At 67.2% G+C, this 18022-nt stretch carries 19 protein-coding genes; 5 read left to right on the top strand and 14 right to left on the bottom strand.

What is annotated here, in order from left to right:
* Positions 1-6: 6 nt before the first annotated feature.
* From VES41_RS06450 to VES41_RS06415, 8 genes are all read right to left on the bottom strand, one after another.
* The gene (locus VES41_RS06450) at positions 7-720 is read right to left on the bottom strand and encodes a hypothetical protein (protein ID WP_324814456.1); all 714 of its coding nucleotides are present in this window, start codon (positions 718-720) and stop codon (positions 7-9) included.
* Positions 721-750: 30 nt separating this feature from the next.
* Positions 751-1212 carry a hypothetical protein gene (locus VES41_RS06445; RefSeq protein WP_324814453.1) on the bottom strand — a complete coding sequence of 154 codons (462 nt, stop codon included), beginning with the start codon at positions 1210-1212 and terminating at the stop codon, positions 751-753.
* Positions 1209-2573 (bottom strand): FliI/YscN family ATPase, encoded by a 1365-nt coding sequence (locus tag VES41_RS06440; protein ID WP_324814450.1) that lies wholly within the window; start codon positions 2571-2573, stop codon positions 1209-1211. The genes VES41_RS06445 and VES41_RS06440 overlap by 4 nt, the downstream gene beginning before the upstream one ends.
* On the bottom strand, positions 2566-3153 hold the full coding sequence (locus tag VES41_RS06435; protein ID WP_324814447.1) for a hypothetical protein: 588 nt from the start codon (positions 3151-3153) through the stop codon (positions 2566-2568). Before VES41_RS06435 ends, VES41_RS06440 begins: the two co-directional genes overlap by 8 nt.
* Before the next feature lie 6 nt (positions 3154-3159).
* The gene (locus tag VES41_RS06430; RefSeq protein WP_324814444.1) at positions 3160-3819 is read right to left on the bottom strand and encodes a hypothetical protein; all 660 of its coding nucleotides are present in this window, start codon (positions 3817-3819) and stop codon (positions 3160-3162) included.
* Complete coding sequence (locus VES41_RS06425; RefSeq protein ID WP_324814442.1) at positions 3816-4634, bottom strand: hypothetical protein; 819 nt, start codon at positions 4632-4634, stop codon at positions 3816-3818. The genes VES41_RS06430 and VES41_RS06425 overlap by 4 nt, the downstream gene beginning before the upstream one ends.
* A gap of 3 nt (positions 4635-4637) precedes the next feature.
* The gene (locus tag VES41_RS06420; RefSeq protein WP_324814440.1) at positions 4638-5000 is read right to left on the bottom strand and encodes a hypothetical protein; all 363 of its coding nucleotides are present in this window, start codon (positions 4998-5000) and stop codon (positions 4638-4640) included.
* Between the two features lie 309 nt (positions 5001-5309).
* Complete coding sequence (locus tag VES41_RS06415; RefSeq protein ID WP_324814437.1) at positions 5310-7580, bottom strand: hypothetical protein; 2271 nt, start codon at positions 7578-7580, stop codon at positions 5310-5312.
* Between the two features lie 160 nt (positions 7581-7740).
* Between VES41_RS06415 and VES41_RS06410 the strand changes: the two genes are divergently transcribed.
* The 3 genes from VES41_RS06410 to VES41_RS06400 all read left to right on the top strand — a co-directional run bounded on the left by VES41_RS06410 (position 7741) and on the right by VES41_RS06400 (position 11145).
* The gene (locus VES41_RS06410) at positions 7741-7908 is read left to right on the top strand and encodes a hypothetical protein (RefSeq protein WP_324814435.1); all 168 of its coding nucleotides are present in this window, start codon (positions 7741-7743) and stop codon (positions 7906-7908) included.
* Between the two features lie 287 nt (positions 7909-8195).
* Entirely contained in the window at positions 8196-9698 is a 1503-nt protein-coding gene (locus tag VES41_RS06405; RefSeq protein WP_324814432.1) for a DUF1521 domain-containing protein, read from the top strand.
* 136 nt (positions 9699-9834) lie between these two features.
* Positions 9835-11145, top strand: coding sequence for an alpha/beta hydrolase family protein (locus VES41_RS06400; protein ID WP_324814430.1), 1311 nt, complete (start codon positions 9835-9837; stop codon positions 11143-11145).
* 36 nt (positions 11146-11181) lie between these two features.
* Here VES41_RS06400 and VES41_RS06395 read toward each other — a convergent pair whose 3' ends face one another.
* From VES41_RS06395 to purE, 3 genes are read right to left on the bottom strand one after another with little or no spacing between them, the layout of a single operon-like run.
* Positions 11182-12186, bottom strand: a complete 1005-nt coding sequence (locus VES41_RS06395) for an L-threonylcarbamoyladenylate synthase (RefSeq protein WP_324814427.1) — start codon at positions 12184-12186, stop codon at positions 11182-11184.
* On the bottom strand, positions 12183-13364 hold the full coding sequence (locus tag VES41_RS06390; RefSeq protein WP_324814425.1) for a 5-(carboxyamino)imidazole ribonucleotide synthase: 1182 nt from the start codon (positions 13362-13364) through the stop codon (positions 12183-12185). The genes VES41_RS06395 and VES41_RS06390 overlap by 4 nt, the downstream gene beginning before the upstream one ends.
* On the bottom strand, positions 13361-13903 hold the full coding sequence (purE, locus tag VES41_RS06385) for a 5-(carboxyamino)imidazole ribonucleotide mutase (RefSeq protein ID WP_324814423.1): 543 nt from the start codon (positions 13901-13903) through the stop codon (positions 13361-13363). Before purE ends, VES41_RS06390 begins: the two co-directional genes overlap by 4 nt.
* 116 nt (positions 13904-14019) lie before the next feature.
* Between purE and VES41_RS06380 the strand changes: the two genes are divergently transcribed.
* Both VES41_RS06380 and VES41_RS06375 read left to right on the top strand, forming a co-directional pair.
* The gene (locus VES41_RS06380) at positions 14020-14940 is read left to right on the top strand and encodes a tetratricopeptide repeat protein (RefSeq protein ID WP_324814421.1); all 921 of its coding nucleotides are present in this window, start codon (positions 14020-14022) and stop codon (positions 14938-14940) included.
* Positions 14941-14999: 59 nt separating this feature from the next.
* A complete protein-coding gene (locus VES41_RS06375) occupies positions 15000-15449 on the top strand; it encodes an META domain-containing protein (protein WP_324814419.1) in 450 nt (149 codons plus the stop codon).
* A gap of 33 nt (positions 15450-15482) precedes the next feature.
* Here the strand turns inward: VES41_RS06375 and VES41_RS06370 are convergent, their stop codons facing one another.
* The 3 genes from VES41_RS06370 to VES41_RS06360 all read right to left on the bottom strand — a co-directional run bounded on the left by VES41_RS06370 (position 15483) and on the right by VES41_RS06360 (position 17931).
* The gene (locus VES41_RS06370) at positions 15483-16151 is read right to left on the bottom strand and encodes a Crp/Fnr family transcriptional regulator (RefSeq protein WP_324814417.1); all 669 of its coding nucleotides are present in this window, start codon (positions 16149-16151) and stop codon (positions 15483-15485) included.
* An 83-nt stretch (positions 16152-16234) separates the two neighbouring features.
* Positions 16235-16906: a helix-turn-helix transcriptional regulator gene (locus VES41_RS06365; protein ID WP_324814415.1), complete on the bottom strand. Its 672-nt coding sequence runs from the start codon at positions 16904-16906 to the stop codon at positions 16235-16237.
* Between the two features lie 119 nt (positions 16907-17025).
* Complete coding sequence (locus VES41_RS06360; RefSeq protein WP_324814413.1) at positions 17026-17931, bottom strand: phosphoribosylaminoimidazolesuccinocarboxamide synthase; 906 nt, start codon at positions 17929-17931, stop codon at positions 17026-17028.
* Positions 17932-18022 lie beyond the last annotated feature (91 nt).

Here is an 18022-nt window from a genome sequence, read left to right as displayed (position 1 = left end):
CGCGGGCTAGCGACCGATCCAATACAGCCACCTTGACTGCAGGACGACGTGGATGAACAGGAGAAGGATCAGCAGTTGAACGCCCGCCGCCAGCTCCGAGAGACGGAACAGATTGCTTTGTTGATCAATCTGGCCAAGAGCAATCTCAATGCTGGCGATCGCGACGCACAGCGGCAAGGCCAGCGTCGCGGCCTGCCGCAATGTGCTGACGAGCGAACCCTCGATGTTCGACAGCCGCGGCATGGACCAGCTGGACGGACCGTGGTCGAGTACTGCCCCGTGCGAATCGCGCACCGCGTCGATCCCGAGGCGGAACAATTCGTACACAAACTCGTCATTCAAAGACGCGATGCAGTAGCCCATGAAGATCAGTTGTAGTGGAGGGGATGCCTCATCCTGATACACGAATGAAGATACCTTCGCCTGTTGCTTCAGGAGTGCATCGATAGCGGACGCCCCGACAAACACGGCGAAAAACGGTAGTGACACCAGGAAGACCGAGGCGCCAAGATTCAGAAACGCGGCTGCACAAGCCATCAGCAACCGACCGGCCGATGCGTCGACTTCGGCAAACTGCCGGGTGCCCACGAATGCAAGCAGCACCGCGAGGATCGCCGTTGCCGATCCGCCCAGAATGCGGGTGTTGAAGAATGGCGCCAGCTTGAGCGCGAAGTAGAAGGGCACGGCTGCACTTGCAACCAGGCCGAGCGAGGCGAACATGTGGCGGACGAGCGTGTCGATGATTCGCCCCTAGCTTCTGCGAGGAGGCAGATCGTCCTCCTCGCGCAGTTCGACCGCCAGCAAATGCCTCGCCTTCTGGGCCGCAACCTTGGCCTCGAGGCTTTCCATCTTTCTTTGCATCACGTCGAGCTTTCTGCTGGCACTGTCGGCTCGCTGCCCGGCGTCCAGCCTTCTTGTCTCGATCGCTTCGACCTCAGCCTGCGCATCCTCCAGCCTGGCGCGATAGCCAGCCGCGACATGCATGCGCATTTCCATGCTGGCAATGCGCGGCCCTTTGTCTTGGCGTTCGCCGTCAAGCGAATGCATCGCGTCGATGTCCCGGCGCGTGGCGTCATTCCTGGCCTGGAGCTCCTCGATCTGCCGGCCCATCTCCGCGGCGTCGCGAAGTGCCGACGATCGTTCGCGTTCGAGGACAGACCCGCGCAGCTGGAGCAGGCGCGCGTAGTTGATCAGCTGCTCCTTGCGACTCATACCTCCGCCCACCCGCTGATCCACTCCAGCGAAGCTTCGAGCGGCACGATCTCGTCGCTGGATTGCTTCAGGAACTCGACGACCTGGCCTTGATGTTCGCAAGCGGCGTCCGCCAGCGGATCGACACCTTCCCGATACTCTCCGACCTGCAGGAGAAATTCGATCTCCTCGTACTTGGCGAGAAAGGACTTCAGTCGGGTGGCAACTCTCTGGTGCTCCCTGGTGGTGACCATGTTCATCACCCGGCTCAGGCTTCGCTTGATGTCGATTGGCGGGTATTGGCCTTTGGCCGCCAGATCCTTGGACAGGATGATGTGACCGTCGATGAGAGATCGAACCTCCTCGCCTACCGGGTCGGAGTCGTCGCTTCCCTCCTCGAGCACCGTGAAGAGCGAAGTGATGGTGCCTCCGTTGGCATTGCCAGCCCTCTCGAGCAGCCTGGGCAACTCCTGGAATAGAGATGGCGGGTAGCCCCTTCGAGTGGGCGGTTCGCCGACGGCTAGCCCGATTTCGCGCTGCGCGCGTGCGAAGCGGGTGAGCGAATCCATCACCAACAGCACGTCCGCCCCGCGATCACGCATGTATTCGGCGATGGTCATCGCGACGAATGCGCACCTCGACCGCTCGAGCGGAGACCGGTCGGACGTCGAGCAGATGACGACCGACCGCGCCATGCCCGACTCCCCCAGACTCTGTTCGATGAACTCCATGACTTCCCGGCCGCGCTCGCCGATGAGGGCAATGACGTTCAGATCGGCGTTCGCGCCGCGGGCAAGCATGCCGATCAGGGTGCTCTTTCCGGCGCCGGCTGGTGCGAACACGCCCAGGCGCTGGCCCCTTCCCATGGTCGCGAAGGCGTCTATCGCCTTGATGGACGTCTGGAACGGGAGATGGATCGGATCGCGTGCCATCGGCTGCGGAGCCGGGACGAAGACGGGCCTTCGCTCCGCCGTGACCAGGGGACCCTTTCCATCGATCGGCTCGCCCATCCCGTCGAGAACCCGGCCGAGCAACTCCGTGCCTACGCCCACCGAAAGCGCGGACCCTGAACCGCCGATCTCGCAGTTCCTGCGAAGCCCCGCAATGCCTTGATGCAGCATGATCAGCGTCGCGTCGCCGGTGAAGCCGACCACCTCCCCGGTGCCGACCGCGACTTCACCGCTGCCGGCGGTGGAGTAGACGTGGCACAAATCACCCACCGACGCGAGCAGGCCGCTCGCCTTTGCGATCATCCCCACCGCCTCGAACACGAAGCCGCGCTTGCGCGTCTGCAGGTAGGCGCCAATGCTTTCGTCCAGGATGCGCCTGCCTTCCGACCACACGTCGGCCTGCCAGGTCAGGTTCGGAAAATGGTCAGGCATGACCGACGCTCCTGCAACGCTGGGCCAGGTAGTCGACCAACGCAGCCTTGTCCACCTTGAGCACGATCGCGCCGATCTGGATTCGGACGTTGCCGGGCGACAGCTCAGGATCGAGCCTGACCTCGGTCAGATTGGACATCCCGACCGGCTCGAAGTGGCCTTCCGGGTAGTCGTAGGGCGATACCGAGACGTGCACCGCCGACGTATCGTCCAGGCGAGCTCGAACATGGCGGACAACATAGGCGACGAACTGGTCCAGCGACTTTTGCTCGACGGTCTCTTCGATGTGGGAGACGACTGCTTCGCCCACCGCTTCGAGCAGCCGTTGCTCCGCCGCTGCGATCTGGCGGTCGAGTTCACCCAGAACCTCCGACAACCTCCGGGCCAGCAGCCCGTCGGTCGAGGAAACAGCCTCCTCGATGATGCTTGCGGCGTTGGTCGCGGCATCCGATTCGATGCGGCTGGCGTTTTGCATCGCCTGGTCGAGCCTGCTCCTGACGAGTTGCGCATCGACGTACTGACCCCGCTTGATCACATTCGAATTTCCGGTCGCGGCAATCTCGATGGTGCTGATGCGCATGTCACCCTACGCCGGCTCGAACTTGCTCACGTATTCGCACAGCATTCCTTCGATTTCGGAGCGCCTTCGCCGAAAGGCCGCGCGCAGCCAGGTGCACTCTTTCAGTTGGCGCAATGCGTGAGCCCTCACGCCAAGCCTTCGACGCACGAACGGAATCAAGGGCCGAGGGATCACCTCCTGGCGAAGAAAGTAGGCCAGGCCGACCTGCTGCGGACAGTGCGATTGCGCTCCCGTCTGCGCGGCCGGAGCCGCCGCCATGCCCGCGCCGTCGTCATGTTTCGCAATCCTCGAGAGGAGCCACCGCACTTCGGTCAACTCGGGGCCGAATTGACGAACCAGCGACTTGTACGACGCCACCACCAATTGGGGCGCCGATGATCCGAAGACAAAAAGACCGATGACGCACGCCATCTTCAGCACCTCTGCCCTCGAGTACAGGAGATAGTGGAACGAGTCGTTCGCGGGCGAGCCGACGCGATCTAGAAGCGCATCGGGGGCCAACGTCCACATGCAATGGTCGAAGAGCGCATCGCGATGCCCTTCGCGCGAGTCGGCCGGCAGGGGACCGGCTAGCCACGCCAGCGGCCCAAGATACTCATCGCGTGTTCGACGGATGGCGTCGATCTTGTCGACGACCTTCCGCGCGGCGGGCGCGGTCTTGATCATGTCGCGCCGTCCTCGGATTCCAGCTTGGGCCCCTTGCTGCGCAGGAGAGGTGCAAGCAGTTCGCGCAATGTGACGTAGCGGCGCGCGAACAAGAGAAATAGCGCAGTCGCGCCAATGGCAACGCCAACCAGGAGCACCGCCGCATCGACCCACCGGAAATTCACGCTGCGCGCGGCGATTCTGGCGACCACCTGCCTCGATTTGTCCGCGGCTGCGCGGAACGCGTTGTCATCCGACGGGAACATGGTCACGAAGACATCGTTCTCGCTCATCCCGGGAATGGCCTTGGCGACGATGGCGCGTATCTGGGCATGCTGGAAGGCAATCCGCGCCCGCGGATGATGCTTGACGACGACGGAAACCGATCTCGGCGCGGTCGGTGCCTTGCCCATCGGCTCTTGCGGCGCCACCAGGTGGACCTTGGCGAAGATCACGCCGTCCATGTTGTTCAGCGTATCGCGCAGGTCCATCGAAATGCCCCAGTACTCGCGGATGCGGTCGTGCCGGGCACTGGAGAACATGCCGTCCTTCTTGAATATCTCTCCCAGACTTGGAACCTCGTCCCTGATGACTCCGGAGGCCGAAATCACTTGAATGGCATTCGGCATCAATTCGCTGTCGACGGAAATTGACCACTTGCCGGAAGATTCCAGTGATTTCGTCGCCGCGATACCGGATTCATTGAGCGAGAAAAGCGCCTCATTGGCCTGTTTCTCGCTCAATGACCCGATGAGATGCTCCTTGCAGCCGGCCAGCGCGAGCAAGGTGATGACGACGCAACCGGCAACTGCCGGTGACAAACGACGGCTTGCCACGATCTACTGCGCCTTGAGCAGTTGATCGAGCAAGGTCCTCGCATTCTGGCCGAGCGACATCATGAATTGAATGTCGATATTCAACTGATGCATGCGCTCCTGCCGATTCAATGCATCGGCAAGGTTTTGCGGGTGGCGCATGTCCATTTTCCCGATCAATCTCGATTCGCGCAGGCTCATCTGCTCGTGGTAGGCCTGATTCATGCGTTCGGAAGCATCGATCAACAGCGCGGCGCTACGGCCAAACTGCCGTTCGGACGCCTTTGGACCGTTCGCAGAGTATTTCGCGGGCAGATTGCCGGGGAAATCGGCTGGCCCTCTCACTCGAATCATTGCCCCCTCCCATATTGCGACGAGCTCAGGCATGCACCCGGCACCGGTGCGGCGCGCCAGGGTGCATCTCTTGCTCGATTTATTTCAAGCTCGCAGGTGCCATGAGATGCGCTAATTGTTATCGAATTTCGATGACGACAGATGGCACCGTCACGCATGATCGCACCCGAGCCCAAAACGCAAAACCTGTTTATTTATCCATTTTGTTACTGCGTTTTTCTCGAGACGATTGAGGTGATTTGCAATTGCACTGAAATAGTGACCACTTATCTGTGGACAGAATGGAGGCCGGAAAGGGGCGCCCGCATTCGATCTTTCCGGCGAGCGCCCAATAGGAGACCGTCACTCGGCACCGTATAGCCGCCTGAGTTCCTCGAACGCCTGCGGCGTTCCATTGAAGGAGATGACCGGCGAGCCTTCGGAGCCCATCGCGTAGTCCCACATGCCGGACTCCCATGGGGTCTGCTGTCGAATCGACGCGCCGACCATCGCGTCATGGTCCTGGGCAAACTTCGTGTTCCATTTGAAGTCGTCCGGGACGTTCACGTGGACGTCGGCGTTGGGGCTCTTCAGAAACTCCAGTTGGTCGCCGCGATGCTTGAGCGTCAGCACGGACGGGTTGTGGAGCGAGTCGTAGACGACGCGACTGGGCCGCTCGGCCGATGTCGTGATCTCACTTCCCTGCAAAGGCACCTGCGAGCGGACGATCGGATTCCCGCGGAACTTGTTCAGCTCGGCTGCAGCGCCGGGATCCGGAAGGCCGCGCACTCCTGCGCGTGCGGCCTCGTAGTCGCGCCGAAACGCCCGTTCCGCCTCGGTTCGCGGCAGCGCCTTGTTGTAGTAGCCATTGGGATCGGATGCTCTGGTCGCCGCGTCCGGAACGGGCCCGTATTTGTCTTCGCCATCCAGCTTCTGCTCGTTGTAGTAGACGAGGTCGCCGGCCGCTTGTGACGAGGGCGACTGGTTGCCGGGCAGCACGATCGCCTGCCCGGGCGAGGCTGCCGTATGGATCGGCGCCTGTTCATAGCGATAGAAATTCTCCAGCCCGCGGTTCTTGCTCAAGGTGTAGGTCCGACTGGCGCCTTCTCCCATATAGGACAGTCCGGAGGCGTCCGGTGCAGATGCCCGCTGGTTCAGGTCGATCTGCGTCAATCCGCCGTTGTCGCCGGTCGTGGCGATGTCGAGCCAGTTGTTGACCGGCTTGACTCCGTTCTGGAAAGCATCGCGCGGCGCCGCCTGGAGGAGTTGATTGACCGGGTTGTTGGTAATCAGACGCTGGTACTGATTGCCTGCGTCTGCGGCCAGCACCTGCGCCCCGTGCACGTTGCTCTTCGCCGCAGCCGATGCCCTGGCGATATTGCTCTTGTCGCCGATCAGGTTGTGCTTGGCATGAGTGGCGGCCTGGCCGGACTTGACCTCGAGCATTCTGTCGGCCGCCTTGAGCGACCCCTCCGTCAGACCGATCGCCAGCGGCGCCGCCACGCCGGCCCCGGTGGCGATCTTGCCGGCGAGAGCGGACAGGCCGGCCCGGCCGGCGATGCCCGCGCCGAGTCCGGTCAGGCCCGCCGCGCCGGCCGTCACGCTCGTACCTCCCTTGGCGACGTCGAGCAGGCCGGTGCCGTCACCCATCGAGAGCTTCTTTGCGCCGTCGTACATGGAGTAACCGCCCGCCGCAGCCCCCAGAAGGTGGGCGCCAGCTCCGGCAGCATTGGAGACGTGGAAGCCCTTGGCAGCAATCGCCGGATTCTTTGCCACGCTGCCGACAATGACCCCGCCGGTTGTCGCGGCGTCCGCGGCCAGGTATGCCCCGTTCGTGATCGCTCCGGCGACATCTCCTTTCTGGATCGAGTGCGCGAGCCCCAGTGCGTCCGAACCGGTGAAGGCGGCCAGCCCAGCCGTGGCCGCTCCCATCTTGAGCCGCTGTGCGGGCGTCGCCGTCTGATAGAACGACCCTGCCTTTTGACCGCCTGCGGGCGGCTCGCCGGTGGGCGAGCCCGACGTGCTTGGGCTGCCGGACGCGGACGGGTCTGCGCCCGGGCCGCCGCGGGGCCACCCGTCCGCCTCGATCGTCTTGGTCGATGGCCACGGATCCGTCATCCACAACGGCGCCTTTTCGCCTCGACCGAAAAGCGGAGCCTCGCCTCGACTCGTCGAAGGTGCCTTCGGCGCGGCGGACTGCTCCGCAGCCTGTGGCACCGAGGCCTTCTCCCCGGTCGCCGGCGCCCCGGCCTTGGGGGCGGGGGCCTGCGAGTTGTTGATGTACTCCGACGCTGCGCCGTGCGTCGTCAGCGCAATGTGTCCGGCCAGGCCCAGGCCGCCTTTCGCGACCTCGACCGGCGAGGCGCCCTCCTTTTCGGCCGTGCCTGAAAGACCGGCGACGGCGTTCGGAATCGCGAGGCTGCGAACCCGGTTTCGCGTGTCATACGACTTCTTCTGCTGAGGATCCTTGGGCGCCCAGTTCTCCTGGCCATCGGCAACGACGCCGTGCGAGTCCTTCAGGCTCGAGCTGATCTGCGAAGCCGTCGCAAGCGGATTGAAGTCGATCTCCTTGCCTTTGGCCGGCAAGTCCGGCGCCGATTGACGCACGCCAATCTGGGCGCCGCTCGTGTGCACGCCCTGCTTGGGGACGTCGGCCTGGCGTTTGAGCGCCGTCCCTGACGGGCGCTCCGTCGCGGGCTCATTCCTCGGTTGCAAACGCGCAGCCGGCTGCGACCTGGCAGGTGTCGCGGCGCTCTGAGTGCGCCGCTGACTCGCCGCCGCCGACGATTGCGCGTTGTTCGACGCGCTGGTCGTCGAGCGCCCCGCACCGAATTGCCTGACCGACGAATACGAAGCGCTGACCGAAGGGGCCTTGCTCTTGTTGCCGTCCGTCAGCCGCATCGGTGACGAGTTGCCGCCAGACCTTGGCTTCGAAGCCGGGCTGCTGGCCCTGCGGGGTTGACTCTGGGGTTTCGACCTTCTTGATACAGATGACATGTCTCCTCCTTGAATGGCATGGGCGCGCTCATCCGTGAGCTGGTCGCCGGCCTGCAATCGTGCGCTGGAGGTATTTCGAGCGCCTTTCACGACCTTGCAAAGGGTCAACGGTTGTGCGGAGTCAGGCGGGCGCACGCGCGACACGCCCATCGTTTCCCATCGAATCGACGAAATGCAGATGAAAGGCAGCGAACCCAGACTTTTCAACGGGTCGCTGCTGGCGAGCCGTCCATCCAAATCAAGGAGCCAACCATGTACACAGCAAATCTTCCGGCCATTCCTGTCCTCCCGACGATTCCAGCCGTTCCGACGGCTGTGGGTACGCAGTCATTCGTGCAGCGCGCGACCACCGGCATCGAGGGGGGATTGCAGAGCCTTGCGGAGGGACTGCAATCGTTGAGAAACGAACTGCGAGGCAGCATCATGGCAAACGCGCAAGTCGCAACCCCTGCCCTCGCAACGCCGGTAACCCAGCAGGCGGGCGGAACTGCCGACTCGCTGTTCAGGGCCATGGATTCGAACGGCGACAACTTTCTTTCGCGCGGCGAGTTCGCCAACTTCCTGACCAAGTCCGTGCAATCGCCGACACCGCAGACCGCGGCGCCCGCCTACCCATCGGCACCCGCCTATGCATCGCCCGCCGCCCCGGTCATGGCGCAAGGCCCGCAGAACTACCCGGGAGCAGGCATGCAGCCGCAACTGGCGACCCCGATGCAAACGGCATACGCCAACCCGGGCGTCGGCGCTGCGTCGTATCCCATGCCCCAACCGGCCACCGCGACGCCTGCGGTCTACCCGCAAGCGGGCGGCGCGGCGCCCGCCTACCCCACGGGCTGGTCGCAACCGGCCATGGCAATGCCGGCGGCCCATCCGGGCAACGGCGGTACCGCCTATCCCACGCCTTCAATGCAGACGCCCGCTGCGATGCCGGCTGCGCCCCACTACCCCGGCGCCAGTGGCGCGCCTTACCCAGGCGTGTTCTCGCATCCGGACCGGGGGGGCCGGCCCGACCGGGCCGACTGGGCAGGAGACCACTGCGCACGCGGCCGCGCCCCGTCGCATCCCCAATATCCGTCTCGACCGTCATATCCGTCGCCCCCGTCGTCCCCGCCGCCGCAGTCGACCGGCTCGAACCCGGCCGGCGACCACTGCTCGCGGCGCGATACCGACGCCTCGCGCCCTTCCTGGCCGCACCAGGGGGCGACAACGCCAACGTCGTGGCCGTCGACGACACCTTGGCGCGGCAATGAAGGCCGCCGTCCCATGCCCTCGCCCGATGGCTGGACCAGGGGTGTCGGACGGCCGATGCCGAAGGCGGCCGAGGGCGCCCAGGACTTCAAGGTGCTGTCGAACGCCAAGGGCAAGGCCATCATCGATCTGGGCGGCGACATCCTTGAACTCAACGGGCCGAAGAAAGAGAGCATCCTTCGTGACAAGGCCACAGGCAACGAGACGAAGGTGTGGGGCGATCCCCACTTCGAGGCGAACGGGCAGAAGTTCGATTTCAAGAATGACCTGACCCTGCGGACCGAGGACGGTGCGCACGTCACCATCCGCCCGGAAAAGGGCACCGCGGGATTGCCGGTCACGGACAACGTCGTCGTCTCGAAGAACGGCAGGTCGATGCAGTTCGACTTCGACGGTTCTGCGGCCGACAAGCCCCTCGAAACCACGCGCGTCGCCGGCGTGCCGACCGGCGCCGTCATGAGGGAAGACTCGTCGGATGGCCAATGGGACGGAAAGAAGCCCACGTGATGCTCGATCGCCGCCGCCTGCCCGGCCGTGAAGCCGGACGGCGGCGGACAACTGGAAACCCGCGGCCCTTCCCCATGGCCGATGGCAAGCACACAATCGTCGGCGCCTTCCACCCCGTACGAAATGGAGCGAACCGATGACTCACGTGCACGGCCTGGCCGCCCTTGGCGCCGCACTTGTCCTGGCCGCCTGTGGCGGCAGCGACGACGACGATCTTCCCCGCGACGTCGCCGGCACGCTCAAGGAAGCGCCCTCGACCGTGACGACCCTGACGCAGGCGCAGATCGACGCCGCCGCCCGCGCCAGCGGCCTGCTCGCCCTGAGCGGAGTGGCCCAATGCGACGTGAAGGTGGTCGCGCTCGACTACCACACGCTGGGGCCGAAGAACGAGGACACCAATGCGTCCGGCGTCCTGTTGCTGCCCAGCGGGCCCGGCAACTGCAACAGCCCCGTCCCGCTGGTGGCCTACGCCAAGGGCACGGACGTGCAGAAGCCGCGCACCCTGGCCAACCCGCAGGACCCGGAAACCCTGATGCTGGTGGCGATGTATGCCGCGCAGGGCTACGCGGTGGTGGCAACCGACTACCTCGGCTACGCCAAGTCGACCTTTCCGTACCACCCGTACCTGCATGCCGACTCGGAAGCGCGCTCGGTGCTCGACTCGGTCCGCGCCGCCCGGCTGGCCGCGCCGATCGCGGGCGGGCAACTGTCCGACAAGCTGATGCTCACCGGGTACTCGCAGGGCGGCCATTCGTCGATGGCCGCGCAGCGCGCCGCCGAGCGCGGCAACACCTTCAACGTGACCGCCGGCGCCCACCTGGCCGGCCCCTACAACCTGTCCGGGTCGTTCAAGCTGACCAATGCGATCGCGGGCTACCAGTTCTTCGTGCCCTTCATGGTCACCGCGTGGCAGAAGGTCTATGGCGACGTCTACACCGACGTCAACACGGTCTTCAAGGCACCGTACGCCGCCGGCATCGAGGACCTGCTGCCCAGCCCGACGCTCGACTACACGACGCTGGTGACCAGCGGCGCCCTGCCGGGCGGCACGCCCAACGAGGCGCGCGACGCGCTATTCCAGAGCGCCTTCCTGACGGACGTGCGCGCCAACCCCGCCAATGCGCTGATGCTGGACGCAAAGAAGAACGACCTGTTCGGCTGGACCCCGCGCGCGACCACGCTGCTGTGCGGCGGCGCCGGCGATCCGACCGTGCCGCCGGCAGTCCACATGATCCCGCTCAAGGCCGATTTCGATGCGCGCGGCGTGACCACCGTGCGCACGGTCGACGTCGATGCCCAGGTGCAGGCGCTGTTCGCTCCCGGGGGCGTGGCGCCGACGGACCCGGCCTCGCCGGCCTTCGCCACTTACTACGGCAGCTACCACGGCACCTACGAGCCGCCGCTGTGCCACGTGCAGGCGCGGGCGCTGTTCAACAGCGTGCGCTGACTTCGGCCGGACAGCCCGCGTGGCCGCCGCGAGCGGTCAGCCCGCTGCGGCCGCGCGCTGCAGCCGGTCGCGCACGCCTTCCCATGCCGGCTCGTCCGGCGGCGTTTCGACCCAGATCAGCTTGACGCCCTGGGCGTCGAACTCGCGCAGCACGGCAAACAGCAGCCGGGCCGCCGCCGCCGCGTCGTCCGGCATGCGCCGTTGCAGCAGGTGGCTCGATCGGCTCTTGAGTTCGGCGCGCGACCACACCGCGATGTGGCGGGCGTCGGCCCCGAGAAGGTCGAGCGCGGTCCGGATCGCCGCGGCGTCCATCAGGCGCACCTTGGCGCTGGGGGCGTAGTGCGCCTCCAGCGTGCCCGAGGCGCGCGGGTCCGGGGCCCCGACGTCCTGGCGTGTGCGAAGGCGCTCGCCGCAGGCGGCCTCGATCCGGGCGCGGGTGATCAGGCCCGGCCGCAGCAGCACCGGCACGCCGCGGCTGCAGTCGATGATGGTCGACTCGATGCCCACCGCGCAGGGCCCGCCGTCGAGGATGAGCAGGTCGTCGCCGAACTCGCCTTGTACGTGCTGCGCCGTGGTGGGACTGACGCGTCCGAAGCGGTTGGCGCTGGGGCCTGCCAGCCCGGCCACGCCCTGCGCGGCGCAGGCGACCAGCAGCGCCTGCGCCACCGGATGTGCGGGACAGCGCAGGCCGATCGTGTCCTGGCCGCCGGCCGCCGCCCGGGCCACGCCGTGCTGGCGCGTCACGATGAGCGTCAGCGGGCCGGGCCAGAACGCCTCGACCAGACGCCGTGCGAAATCCGGCAGCGGCTGCGCGAAGTGTTCGATGGCCTGCGCCTGGCCGGCGCCGGCGCTCACGTGCACGATCAGCGGATGGTCGCTCGGGCGCCCCTTGGCAGTGAAGATGCCCGCCACGGCGGCGTCGTTGGCGGCATCGGCGCCCAGCCCATAGACGGTTTCCGTGGGAAAGGCGACGAGGCCCGCAGCACGCAGCGTGCGCGCCGCCTGCTCGATGGCCTCGGCCGATCGCCCGTCCAGGATCATGCGGCCGCCAGCGGCGAGGGCAGGCCGAGCAGCGCCGCTGCGCGCGCCGCGGTGGCGCGCACCTCGGCCACGCTGGCGCCGGTGATGTTCAGGTGGCCCATCTTGCGCCCCGGGCGCGGCTCGAGCTTGCCGTACAGGTGCAATTGCGCGCCCGGCAGCGCCAGCACCTGCGCCCACGGCGGGTCGCTCGGCTTGCTGCCCTTGGCCAGCCAAAGCTCACCCAGCAGGTTCAGCATGATGGCCGGGCTGTGCTGGCGCGGCGCGACCAGCGGCAGCCCGGCCAGCGTGCGGACCTGCAGGTCGAACTGCGACAGGTCGCAGGCGTCGATGGTGTAGTGGCCGCTGTTGTGCGGGCGCGGCGCCATTTCGTTGACGACCAGTTCGCCGCCGGCCAGCACGAAGAATTCGACGCACAGCACGCCCACGTAGTTCAGGCCATGGGCGATGGCCAGGGCGGCATCGACGGCGCGTCGGGCGATCTCGGGCGGCAGCGCTTCGCCGTGCGCCTCCGTCACTGCCAGGATGCCGTCGCGGTGCAGGTTGCGCTGCGGGCCGTAGTTGACCGCCTGGCCGTCGTGCCCGCGGGCGACGATGACCGAGCATTCGTAGCCGAGCGCCAGGCGCTTTTCCAGCACGCAGGGCACCTGACCCGCGTCCACCCAGCCGGCGCCCAGTTCGCCGCGCGTGGCCACCCGCTGCTGGCCCTTGCCGTCGTAGCCCAGGGTCGCGGTCTTGAGGATGCCGGGCAGCAGGTCGTCGGCCACGGCCGCAAGGTGGTCGGCCGTCTCGATCACCGCGTAAGGCGCGCAGGCCACGCCGCACTTGACGAAATGGGCCTTCTCGCGGATGCGGTCCTGGGCGATGGCCACCGCGTCGGCCGACGGCGACACCGGCACGTCGCCGGCCAGCGAGGCCAGCGCGCGCGACGGGACGTTCTCGAACTCGGTGGTGATGGCGTCCGCCAGCCGCGACAGCCGCGCCAGGCCGTCGCCGTCGAGGTAGTCGCTGTGCACGTGATGGTGGCTGACGCGGCCGGCCGGGCTGTCGGCATCCGGATCGAGCACGGCCGTGAAATAGCCGGCCTGCTGCGCCGCGTGCACGAACATGCGGCCGAGCTGGCCGCCGCCCATCACCCCCAGCGTGGCACCCGGCAGCAGCGGTTGATGGGCAGGCTTCACAGTGCACCTCCGCCGCGGGGCGTGAAGGGAGACACCGCGGCCTGGTCCGGCGGCGGCAGTGCCATGGCGCGCGCGGCCTCGGTCTGGCGCGCGCGGAAGGTGTCGAGCTGCGCACGCAGCGCCGGATTGCCCACCGCCAGCATGGCCACTGCGAACAGCGCGGCATTGGCCGCGCCGGCGTTGCCGATGGCGAAGGTCGCGACCGGCACGCCCTTGGGCATCTGGACGATGCTGTGCAGCGAGTCCACCCCTTGGAGGTGACGGCTGGCCACCGGCACGCCCAGCACCGGCACCGTGGTCTTGGCGGCCAGCATGCCCGGCAGATGCGCGGCGCCGCCGGCACCTGCGATGATGGCGGCCAGCCCGCGGCCGGCGGCCGCTTCGGCATAGGCGAACATGTCGTCCGGCATGCGGTGCGCCGACACCACCCGCGCCTCGTGGGTGATGCCGAATTGCCGGAGAATCTCGACCGCGTGCTGCATCGTCTCCCAATCGGAGTTCGAGCCCATCACGACGCCGACCTGAATCGCTTGGTTCATGATCGGAATTCTACGTTTCACCCCGCACGGGAAAATATGGCCTTGCCGCTTTTCCGGGCTCGCCCAAGGGCGGGACGGGCCGCACAGCCAGCCCTGCGGGCCAAATGGATTGACTGATGATTGACATCACCCTCGACAATTTCCAGAACGACCTGATCGAAGCCTCCCTGAACCAGCCGATCCTGCTGGACATCTGGGCCGAATGGTGCGGCCCCTGCAAGCAGCTCGGTCCGGTGCTGGAGCAGCTCGAGGTCGAGTACGGCGGACGCTTCACCCTGGCCAAGCTCGACGCCGACAAGGTGCCGCAGATCTCGCAGCAGTTGTCGCAGATGTTCGGCGTGCGCAGCATCCCGTTCTGCGTCATGTTCTCCGGCGGCCAGCCGGTGGACGGCTTCGTCGGCGCCCTGCCGGCCGACCAGATCCGCCAGTTCCTGGACAAGCACGTGCCCGGCGCCCAGGAATTCGAGGCGCAGCAGCAGGAGGACGAGGCCAATGCCGCCCTGGCCGAGGGCGACACCCTCGGCGCGCTGGAGAAGCTCCAGCACGCGGTCGCGACCGACCCGTCCAACGACGACGCCCGGTTCGACTACATCAAGCTGCTGCTGCTCGAGGGCCGCACGGACGATGCCAAGGTGGCCTTCGCGCCGGTGATCGACCGGGCCGCGCTGGTGCGCCGCTTCGACGCGCTGCAGCGCTGGATGGATGCCATCGACTTCGCCGCCCCGCCGGCCGGCGCCGCGCCCGCGCTGGCCGACCTGGACGCGCGCATCGCCGCCAACAGGCGCGACTTCCAGGCCCGCTTCGACCGGGCCCGCCTGCTCATGGCCGAGCAGCGCTGGACGGACGCCATGGACGAACTGCTGGAGATCCTCATGCGCGACAAGGCCTGGAGCGAGGAGCTCGCGCGCAAGACCTACGTGGCGATCCTGGAAGTCATCGAGCCGCCCAAGCCCAAGGTGGCCGAAGGGCAGATCCCGCCCGATGACCCGACCGTCGCCACCTACCGCCGGCGCCTGAGCAGCATCGTTCTGAGTTGAACGGCGGCGACACCAGCGGCTACCATGCCGGCGTCCAACCCATTGAATCAGGAACCGCCATGCGCCTGTCGTCCGCCCGCCCCGCCGCCTGCCGGGCCGCCCTGTCCCTGCTCGTGGCGGCGCTTCTCGCCGGGTGCGCCAGCGTGAGCCTGGACGAGCCGATCGAGTCGCGCAACTGGCGCCTGACCAGCATCGACGGCCAGCCGGTCCAGCCCGCCGGTGACCCACGGCAGAACGCGCAGCTGCAGTTCGACGGCAATGGCCGCGTGGCCGGCTCGGGCGGCTGCAACCGCCTGAGCGGCAGCTACCAGCGCAATGGCGCGCAACTCAAGATCGGTCCGCTGGCCTCGACGCGCATGGCCTGTACCGATCAGGCACGCAGCCAGATCGAAGCCCGCTTCCTGGCAGCATTGGAAGCGACCGCCCGCTACAGCGTGGTGGGCGGCGAACTGGTGCTCATCGACGGGCGCGGCCAGACGCTGGCCCGGCTCGGCAGCGCCGCGCCCTAGACGCCCCCACAAGGCCAGGGCGGCGCGGGGCGCCTACCAGCGCGCCGGCAGTTCGCGCATGAGCACCAGCTGCCGCTGCACGACCTGCAGGTAGCCGCCGGACTCGAGGTCCTTGAGCAGGCGGCTGACCATTTCGCGCGAACAGCCGATCTCGCTGGCAATCGCCTGGTGGGTCAGGCGCTCGGCCACCACGCGGGTGCCGTCCGCCGCCGGCCGGGCGCGTTGCTCGAGCAGGGCGCGCAGCCGGCTGTAGACATCGAGCAACGCCATCGAGCGTGCACTCTCCGTAGCCAGGCGGGCGCGCCGGATCAGGCGCTGGATCAGCGCCAGGGCGAATTCCGGATCGGTGGCAATGTGCTGCAGCACGGTTTCGCGGGTGACGACGGCGCACACCGTGGCCTCCACCGCCTGCACGCTGGCCGAGCGCCGGCCGCCGTCGAGCGACATCTCCCCCACGTATTCGCCCGGCCCGTGCAGCGCCATCGTCACCTCGCGCCCGCGCGAGTCGGAGACGTACGCACGCAGCTTGCCGGACAGCACGATGTAGATGGCGTCGCCGGTGTCGCCCTCCTGGATCAGCATCGTGTGCTTGCGATAGCGGCGCTGCACACCCAGGGCGGCCAGGCGGTCGACCGGGGGCGTCAGGAGGGTGAGGTGCGCGGCCGCGTCCGGCGCGACGCGGCGCAAGGCGTTTGGCGGCATGCGCCGGATATTAGCCGCGCCGGGCCGTCGGCCGCGCGCGCGCTGTCGCCGGCGCGTCGCCGGCGGGGGCAGACCGGCAACGCTCAGTCGTGCAGGGCGGCGGGTACGCCGTGGCCGGACACGACCTGCGGCATGCGTGCCAGGCGGTGCACGATCTCGCGCACGCTGTTGCTGCCGGTCTTCTCGCGCACGCTCTTGATGTGGGTGCGCACTGTCGATACGCGGATGCCCTGCAGACCGGCGATCTCCTCGGCACGGTGGCCGTCGCACAGCTGGCGCAGCACCTGCTGCTCGGCACGCGTGAGGCGGTTGGCGCGGGCGAACATCTGCATGGTCAGCGAGGCGCAGTTCTGCCGCTTGCTGCACATGACCAGCACCGCGTCGATGCGCCCGTCCGGCCGGGTCGCCATCGGGATGAAGGCCAGCGACAGCGGCTGGCCGTCGTGGTCGTCGATGTCCACGATGGCGCGCACGTCGCCGGCGGCGTCCCGCAGGGCCTGCCGGATCTTGCGCTGGCGGCTGTCATTGCTGCCCTGGAGCACGCCGTCTCGCTCGCACAGGGCCTGGGCCGTCGCCAGTTCGCTGCGCGCCGGCTGGTTGGTGTGAAGGATGCGTCCGCCGAGGTCGACCAGGATCAATCCATGATCGATCTCGTCCAGCACCCGCGCCAGCATCACGGCCTGCAGACCCTCGGGCGGCTGTGCCGCAACCGCCGCCGGCCGCGCGGCAAGCTCGATTTCGCTTGTCATTTCCATCACCTGCTCCTCATCCATCTGTATGAGGAAAGTATGGAAATTTGCGATCTTTACGGGCGGTGACTATTGCCGCCAGTTTTGTGATGCATTCACATTCCGGCGCCCAGCCGGACTGCGATTCAGCCGGTCAGGCGCTCGTAGGCCTCGCGGTACTTGGCCGCGGTTTTCTCGATCACCTCGGCCGGCAGGCGCGGCGCCGGGGGCGTCTTGTCCCATGGCTTGCCGTGCAGGCGCACCGCCTCGAGCCAATCGCGCACGAACTGCTTGTCGAAGCTCGGCGGGTTGTCGCCGCTGGCCAGGGCCTGCTCGTAGCCCTCCACCGGCCAGTAGCGCGAGCTGTCGGGCGTGAGCACCTCGTCCATCAGCACCAGCCGGCCTTCGGGATCGAGACCGAACTCGAACTTGGTGTCGGCGATGATCATCCCCTTGCCCAGGGCGATGGTGGCAGCCGCCTCGTACAGCGCGATGCTCACGTCGCGGATCTGGCTGGCCATCGTCGGCCCGACGATCTCGACCACCCGCTCGTAGGGAATGTTCTCGTCGTGCTCGCCGGCCTGCGCCTTGGCCGCGGGCGTGAAGATCGGCCGCGCCAGCCGCGCGGCATTGGTCAGGCCCTCCGGCAGCGGCACGCCGCAGACGGTGCGGTCGTGCTGGTATTCCTTCCAGCCGCTGCCGGCCAGGTAGCCGCGCACGACGGCCTCGACCGGCACCGGCTTGAGGCGCTGCACCAGCATCGACCGCCCCTGCACCTGCGGCACCTCGGCCGGCGTCACGACGCTCTCGGGCGCTTCGCCGGTCAAGTGGTTCGGGCAGATGTGGCCGAGCCGGTCGAACCACCACAGCGCCATCTTTGTCAGGATCTCGCCCTTGCCCGGAATGGGTTCGCCCATGATGACGTCGAAGGCCGACAGGCGGTCGCTCGCCACCATGAGGATGCGGTCCTCGCCGACGGCGTAGTTGTCGCGCACCTTGCCGCGCGCGAGCAGGGGCAGGCTCTGGATGGAAGAGGTGTGGACGGTGGTCATGTGGGGCTCGTGTGACAGCAGTCTTCGCTCGATGGATCGCTCATGCGCGCATTGTGCGCGCGGAAAAAAGCCACCGCGAAGGTGGCTTGGT

It is taken from the genome of Variovorax sp. (assembly GCF_035634955.1).
GTDB lineage: Bacteria > Pseudomonadota > Gammaproteobacteria > Burkholderiales > Burkholderiaceae_C > Variovorax.
This window is presented reverse-complemented; position numbering and strand designations above follow the sequence as displayed.

Bases quoted from the DNA above. Each gene is read 5' to 3' on its own strand.
- VES41_RS06365 (WP_324814415.1), bottom strand. From the start codon at position 16,906: ATGGAAATGACAAGCGAAATCGAGCTTGCCGCGCGGCCGGCGGCGGTT.
- VES41_RS06360 (WP_324814413.1), bottom strand. From the start codon at position 17,931: ATGACCACCGTCCACACCTCTTCCATCCAGAGCCTGCCCCTGCTCGCG.
- VES41_RS06395 (WP_324814427.1), bottom strand. From the start codon at position 12,186: ATGATCCTGGACGGGCGATCGGCCGAGGCCATCGAGCAGGCGGCGCGC.
- VES41_RS06440 (WP_324814450.1), bottom strand. From the start codon at position 2,573: ATGCCTGACCATTTTCCGAACCTGACCTGGCAGGCCGACGTGTGGTCG.
- VES41_RS06435 (WP_324814447.1), bottom strand. From the start codon at position 3,153: ATGCGCATCAGCACCATCGAGATTGCCGCGACCGGAAATTCGAATGTG.
- VES41_RS06405 (WP_324814432.1), top strand. From the start codon at position 8,196: ATGTACACAGCAAATCTTCCGGCCATTCCTGTCCTCCCGACGATTCCA.
- VES41_RS06445 (WP_324814453.1), bottom strand. From the start codon at position 1,212: ATGAGTCGCAAGGAGCAGCTGATCAACTACGCGCGCCTGCTCCAGCTG.
- VES41_RS06375 (WP_324814419.1), top strand. From the start codon at position 15,000: ATGCGCCTGTCGTCCGCCCGCCCCGCCGCCTGCCGGGCCGCCCTGTCC.
- VES41_RS06400 (WP_324814430.1), top strand. From the start codon at position 9,835: ATGACTCACGTGCACGGCCTGGCCGCCCTTGGCGCCGCACTTGTCCTG.
- VES41_RS06430 (WP_324814444.1), bottom strand. From the start codon at position 3,819: ATGATCAAGACCGCGCCCGCCGCGCGGAAGGTCGTCGACAAGATCGAC.
- VES41_RS06380 (WP_324814421.1), top strand. From the start codon at position 14,020: ATGATTGACATCACCCTCGACAATTTCCAGAACGACCTGATCGAAGCC.
- VES41_RS06450 (WP_324814456.1), bottom strand. From the start codon at position 720: ATGTTCGCCTCGCTCGGCCTGGTTGCAAGTGCAGCCGTGCCCTTCTAC.
- VES41_RS06420 (WP_324814440.1), bottom strand. From the start codon at position 5,000: ATGCCTGAGCTCGTCGCAATATGGGAGGGGGCAATGATTCGAGTGAGA.
- VES41_RS06370 (WP_324814417.1), bottom strand. From the start codon at position 16,151: ATGCCGCCAAACGCCTTGCGCCGCGTCGCGCCGGACGCGGCCGCGCAC.
- purE (WP_324814423.1), bottom strand. From the start codon at position 13,903: ATGAACCAAGCGATTCAGGTCGGCGTCGTGATGGGCTCGAACTCCGAT.